Origin of the sequence: Streptococcus parasanguinis (assembly GCF_001074805.1) — a bacterium.
GTDB classification, from domain to species: domain Bacteria; phylum Bacillota; class Bacilli; order Lactobacillales; family Streptococcaceae; genus Streptococcus; species Streptococcus parasanguinis_A.
This window is the reverse complement of record NZ_JUPI01000093.1, coordinates 1-5,791: the sequence shown is the minus strand read 5'-3', so window position 1 is coordinate 5,791 and position 5,791 is coordinate 1. Positions and strand designations below refer to the sequence as shown.

The following is a 5,791-nucleotide window of genomic DNA, read 5'->3' as shown; positions in this document are numbered from 1 at the left end:
GCGGAGGTGGGACGACGAAATCGAATTCTAACGAATTACCGATTTCTGTCCCACTCTCTTTTTACTGATTTAATGATGTTGGAAAATGACGGATAGAAAGCGCTTTAGAGCGATATACAAACAAAATTAAACAAATTTAGACAAAAAATGATTGACAATCAATCAATATAGTGATATACTGAAGCTATAAATAAATAGTTAGATAAGGAGGTGGCAACAATGGGATTAAATCAACTCTTTAACAAAGATCTTGTATTTTGCCTACATGCCAAGGATCAAACAGATCTCTTTGAGCAGGTAGCAAGCTTATTGGAAGAGCGACAGATTGTGACACCAACCTATCGTTCCGCTTTGATTGAGCGTGAAAAGTCTTTCCCGACTGGATTAGACATGGAATTTCTTGGTAAGGACTTACCAAATGTGGCGATCCCGCACACAGACATTGTCCATAATCTCACTGAGAATGTGGTTGTGGTTCGTTTGGATCAACCCGTAACTTTCCATAATATGATTGCTCCAGATAAGGAAGTTCAAGTTTCACTCTTATTCTTTATTATCAATAATACGAGCTCAAGCCAAACCAATATTTTGGCCCAACTGATGGATTTCTTTACATCCAATGGAAATCTCGAAGCTCTATCAAAATTAGATAGTGAAGATAAGCTTTATCAATACATTACGGAAACTATTTCCTAAAACATTCGTAAATATTTATAATGGAGGACATCCAAATGATTAAAATTTTAGCTGCCTGTGGTGCAGGTGTTAACTCTAGCCACCAAATTAAGAATGCGTTGGAAGAAGAGTTGTCAAACCGTGGTTATGATGTGCGTTGTGACGCTGTCATGGTCAAAGACGTCAATGAAGATTTGATTTCTGGTTATGACATCTTTACTCCAATTGCTGCAACTGATTTGGGATTCGATCCTGGTATTCCAGTGGTAGAAGCAGGACCAATCTTGTTCCGTATTCCAGCGATGAGTGCGCCAGTCTTTGATAACATCGAAGCTGCCATTAAAGAACATGGATTAAGTTAATATTTTTTTAAACGTGATTGTAAGCGTTATCCAATTATAAAATTTGGAACACTTTCTGCTGTAAATTACAAAAAAATTCATAAATCGGGAGGATTTATTATGAATGGCATTATTGATTTTGCCAATAAATTTTTCAAACCCATCCTAGACATGGGTGCTCCGATCATCATGTTGATCGTCTTGACTTTATTGGCTCTCTTATTTGGAGTGAAATTCTCTAAAGCCCTTGAAGGTGGTATTAAACTTGCCATCGCCCTTACTGGTATCGGTGCTATCATCGGTATGTTGAATGGAGCTTTCTCAGCATCTCTTGCAAAATTCGTTGAGAATACTGGTATTCAATTGAATATCACAGACGTTGGTTGGGCACCTCTTGCGACCATTACTTGGGGGTCTGCCTGGACACTTTACTTCTTGTTGATTATGTTGATCGTCAACGTTATCATGCTTGCGATCAAGAAAACTGATACACTTGACGTCGATATCTTCGATATCTGGCACTTGTCTATCACTGGTCTTTTGATCAAATGGTATGCGGACAACAACGGTGTCAGCCAAGGAGTTTCACTTTTCGTTGCAACTCTTGCCGTTGTCCTTGTAGGGGTTATGAAAATCATCAACTCAGACTTGATGAAACCAACATTTGATGATTTGTTGAATGCACCAAGTTCATCACCTATGACATCTACTCACATGAACTACATGATGAACCCAATCATCATGGTCTTGGATAAAATCTTTGACAAATTCTTCCCAGGTCTTGATAAATACGACTTCGACGCTGCTAAATTGAACAAGAAGATCGGTTTCTGGGGATCTAAATTCTTTATCGGTTTCCTTCTTGGTATCGTCATCGGTATCATGGGTACTCCACATCCAGTTGCTGGTGTGCAAGATGCTGACAAATGGGAATTGGTTATTAAAGGTTGGTTGAGCCTTGGTTTGACTGCCGGTGTCTGCTTGGAATTGTTCTCATTGATCGGTTCTTGGTTCATCGCAGCAGTAGAACCATTGTCACAAGGTATTACAAACGTTGCTACTAAACGTCTTCAAGGACGTAAATTCAACATCGGTTTGGACTGGCCATTTATCGCTGGTCGTGCTGAAATCTGGGCTTGTGCCAACGTACTTGCACCAATCATGTTGATCGAAGCAGTGCTTCTTTCTAAAGTCGGAAATGGTATCTTGCCACTTGCAGGGATCATCGCTATGGGTGTAACTCCAGCCTTGTTGGTTGTAACACGCGGTAAATTGATCCGTATGATCATCTTCGGAAGCCTTCTCTTGCCACTCTTCCTTCTTTCAGGTACATTGATTGCACCATTTGCAACTCAATTGGCTAAGAGTGTTGATGCCTTCCCTAAAGGGGTAGCTTCTACTCAATTGATCACTCACTCAACTCTTGAAGGACCAGTTGAAAAATTGCTCGGTTGGACAATCGGTAACGCAACAACTGGTGATATCAAAGCTATCCTTGGTGTAGTTGTCTTCTTGGCATTCTATATCGGAATCTTCGCTTGGTACAGAAAACAAATGATCAAACGTAACGAAGAATATGCTGCAAATGCAAAATAATCGTTCCATGTAGTTTGAAAACTGACACCATATCTTTTCTAGATATGGTGTTTTTATTTTTAAAAAATGTTCGAAAATAAACAATTTAATGTTGACTTTCGTTCGAAATAGGTGTAATATAATATCAAAAGTAAGAAAATGTTTCTTTGTGAAAAATTAACAACAGGAATATTTGCTGAAACAAACAAAAGGAGGACAGGAAATGTCTATTGTAATTGGTGCAGATGCTGCAGGATTAAGATTAAAAGATCTCGTGAAAGAGTTTCTTGTAAAAGAAAACTTTGATGTTGTAGATGTAACCGCTGAAGGTCAAGATTTTGTAGATGTGACACTTGCAGTTGCGAGCGAAGTGAACAAAAACGATCAAAATCTTGGAATCGTGATTGATGCTTATGGAGCTGGTCCATTTATGGTTGCGACTAAAATCAAAGGAATGGTGGCAGCAGAAGTTTCAGATGAACGTTCTGCTTATATGACACGTGGACACAACAATTCTCGAATGATTACCATGGGAGCTGAAATTGTTGGGGATGAATTGGCGAAAAACATTGCCAAAGGTTTCGTCAATGGTAAATACGACGGTGGCCGTCACCAAATCCGTGTTGATATGTTGAATAAGATGTGCTAATGAGAGGAGAATTCAAATGAGAATTGCAATTGGTTGTGATCACATTGTGACAAATGAAAAAATGGCTGTTTCTGATTTTTTGAAATCAAAAGGATACGAAGTGCTCGACTTTGGGACTTATGACCATACACGTACCCACTATCCAATCTTTGGTAAGAAAGTCGGTGAAGCCGTAGCAAGTGGCCAAGCAGATCTTGGTGTTTGTATCTGTGGTACTGGTGTTGGGATTAACAATGCTGTTAACAAAGTACCTGGTATCCGTTCTGCCTTAGTACGCGATATGACAACTGCTCTTTATGCAAAAGAAGAATTGAACGCGAATGTCATCGGGTTTGGTGGTAAAATTACGGGTGAATTGCTCATGTGTGATATCATTGAAGCATTCATCCACGCTGAATACAAACCAACTGAAGAAAATAAAAAATTGATCGCTAAGATCCAACATGTGGAAACCCATAATGCTCATCAAGCGGATGCTGATTTCTTTACAGAATTCCTTGAAAAATGGGACCGTGGTGAATACCACGACTAAGAGGTGACGTATGATATTAACGGTCACGATGAACCCTTCGATTGATATTTCTTATCCTTTGGATGTACTCCAGTTGGATACAGTCAATCGTGTAGCTGAGGTGAGTAAGACAGCTGGTGGAAAAGGTCTCAATGTTACCCGTGTACTTTCTGAGATAAAGGATCCAGTGGCAGCGACTGGCCTACTTGGTGGTCGGACGGGGCAATTCATTCTCGACCATTTAGGAGAAGGGATAGAGGAACGTTTCTTTGAAATTGCTGGTGATACACGTAATTGTATCGCCATCCTTCACGAAGGCAAGCAAACAGAAATCTTAGAAAAAGGTCCAACCATTTCTGAGAAAGAAGGCCAAGACTTTCTCGACCATTATCGTCACTTGGTTGAACAAGTAGAGGTTGTTGCCATCTCTGGAAGTCTTCCTGCTGGTTTACCAGTGGACTACTATGCTAGCCTTGTCAAGATTGCAAGCGAAGCAGGAAAACCAGTCGTACTCGATTGCTCGGGAGCTTCTTTAGAAGCTGCCATTCAAGCAGCTGTCAAGCCTACGGTCATTAAACCAAACAATGAAGAATTATCACAGTTGTTAGGAAAAGAAGTGAGTAAGAATGTGGAAGATTTAAAAGAAGTTCTTCAGGATTCTCTCTTTGATGGCATCGAATGGGTGATTGTCTCCCTTGGTGCAAATGGCGCTTTCGCTAAGCATGGGGATGTCTTCTATAAGGTAGATATTCCTAAGATCGATGTCGTCAATCCAGTCGGATCTGGTGATTCGACTGTTGCAGGGATTGCATCTGGTCTCTATCATCATGAGAGTGACGCAGACTTGCTCAAGAAAGCAAATGTTCTTGGAATGTTAAATGCGCAAGAAGCACAAACAGGACATGTCAACATGGGGCATTATGATGCCTTGTATCAACAATTAATCGTAAAAGAGGTATAAAATGGTATTAACAGAACAAAAACGCAACTATTTGGAACGTCTTAGTACAAAAGACGGTGTCATTTCAGCTTTGGCCTTCGACCAACGTGGGGCTTTGAAACGCTTGATGGCCAAATATCAAGACACAGAACCAACAGTAGCACAAATGGAAGAATTAAAAGTCCTTGTAGCTGATGAATTGACAAAATATGCTTCATCTATGTTATTGGACCCAGAATATGGTCTACCTGCTACAAAAGCCTTGGACAAAGATGCTGGTCTCTTACTTGCCTATGAAAAAACAGGTTACGATACATCAAGCACCAAGCGCTTGCCAGACTGCTTGAACCTTTGGTCAGCAAAACGTATCAAAGAACAAGGTGCAGATGCTGTGAAATTCTTGCTCTACTATGATGTAGACAGTGCAGATGAACTCAACCAAGAAAAACAAGCTTATATCGAACGCATCGGTTCTGAATGCGCTGCTGAAGATATTCCATTCTTCCTTGAAATCTTGGCTTATGATGAAGGAATTGCAGATGCAACCTCTGCTGAATATGCAAAAGTGAAACCTCGTAAGGTGATTGAAGCTATGAAAGTCTTCTCAGATCCTCGTTTCAATATCGATGTATTGAAAGTAGAAGTTCCTGTCAATGTCAACTACGTGGAAGGTTTTGGAGAAGGTGAAGTTGTCTATAGTCGTGAAGAAGCTGCTGCCTTCTTTAAAGAACAAGAAGAAGCAACCAACCTTCCATACATCTACCTCAGTGCTGGTGTATCTGCAAAACTCTTCCAAGAAACTCTTGTCTTTGCCCACGAATCAGGTGCAAACTTCAACGGTGTTCTTTGTGGACGTGCGACATGGGCAGGTTCAGTAGAAGCCTACATCAAAGATGGAGAAGCAGCTGCTCGTGAATGGCTTCGTACAGAAGGTCGACAAAATATTGAAGAATTGAACGCAGTCTTAGCTAAAGTAGCAACACCTTGGACAGAACGCGTATAAGTTTCAAATGATGATTGCCTCCTAAAGCAACAGTTAGAGAGTGGGACAGAAATCGGTCATTCGTTAGAATTCGATTTCGTCGTCCCACCTCCGCACA

Annotated in this window: 7 protein-coding genes; all 7 read left to right on the top strand. The window is 40.5% G+C overall.

Going from position 1 to position 5,791, the window contains the following annotated elements:
- Positions 1-219: 219 nt before the first annotated feature.
- The 7 genes from ADI76_RS06315 (at position 220) to lacD (ending at position 5,694) form a co-directional block, all read left to right on the top strand.
- Positions 220-696, top strand: a complete 477-nt coding sequence (locus tag ADI76_RS06315; protein WP_023918370.1) for a PTS sugar transporter subunit IIA — start codon at positions 220-222, stop codon at positions 694-696.
- 35 nt (positions 697-731) lie between these two features.
- Positions 732-1,037 carry a PTS sugar transporter subunit IIB gene (locus tag ADI76_RS06310; RefSeq protein WP_003002828.1) on the top strand — a complete coding sequence of 102 codons (306 nt, stop codon included), beginning with the start codon at positions 732-734 and terminating at the stop codon, positions 1,035-1,037.
- A 99-nt stretch (positions 1,038-1,136) separates the two neighbouring features.
- Positions 1,137-2,612, top strand: coding sequence for a PTS galactitol transporter subunit IIC (locus ADI76_RS06305; protein ID WP_049498245.1), 1,476 nt, complete (start codon positions 1,137-1,139; stop codon positions 2,610-2,612).
- Between the two features lie 202 nt (positions 2,613-2,814).
- Positions 2,815-3,240 (top strand): galactose-6-phosphate isomerase subunit LacA, encoded by a 426-nt coding sequence (gene lacA / locus ADI76_RS06300; protein WP_003007724.1) that lies wholly within the window; start codon positions 2,815-2,817, stop codon positions 3,238-3,240.
- 16 nt (positions 3,241-3,256) lie between these two features.
- Positions 3,257-3,772, top strand: a complete 516-nt coding sequence (gene lacB / locus ADI76_RS06295; RefSeq protein WP_003002763.1) for a galactose-6-phosphate isomerase subunit LacB — start codon at positions 3,257-3,259, stop codon at positions 3,770-3,772.
- Positions 3,773-3,782: 10 nt separating this feature from the next.
- Positions 3,783-4,712, top strand: a complete 930-nt coding sequence (locus tag ADI76_RS06290; protein ID WP_049515165.1) for a tagatose-6-phosphate kinase — start codon at positions 3,783-3,785, stop codon at positions 4,710-4,712.
- A 1-nt stretch (position 4,713) separates the two neighbouring features.
- Entirely contained in the window at positions 4,714-5,694 is a 981-nt protein-coding gene (gene lacD / locus ADI76_RS06285; protein ID WP_049515164.1) for a tagatose-bisphosphate aldolase, read from the top strand.
- Positions 5,695-5,791 lie beyond the last annotated feature (97 nt).

Excerpts from the sequence above, each read along its gene's own strand:
- ADI76_RS06315 (WP_023918370.1), top strand. The coding sequence starts at position 220 with ATGGGATTAAATCAACTCTTTAACAAAGATCTTGTATTTTGCCTACAT.
- ADI76_RS06310 (WP_003002828.1), top strand. The coding sequence starts at position 732 with ATGATTAAAATTTTAGCTGCCTGTGGTGCAGGTGTTAACTCTAGCCAC.
- ADI76_RS06305 (WP_049498245.1), top strand. The coding sequence starts at position 1,137 with ATGAATGGCATTATTGATTTTGCCAATAAATTTTTCAAACCCATCCTA.
- lacA (WP_003007724.1), top strand. The coding sequence starts at position 2,815 with ATGTCTATTGTAATTGGTGCAGATGCTGCAGGATTAAGATTAAAAGAT.
- lacB (WP_003002763.1), top strand. The coding sequence starts at position 3,257 with ATGAGAATTGCAATTGGTTGTGATCACATTGTGACAAATGAAAAAATG.
- ADI76_RS06290 (WP_049515165.1), top strand. The coding sequence starts at position 3,783 with ATGATATTAACGGTCACGATGAACCCTTCGATTGATATTTCTTATCCT.
- lacD (WP_049515164.1), top strand. The coding sequence starts at position 4,714 with ATGGTATTAACAGAACAAAAACGCAACTATTTGGAACGTCTTAGTACA.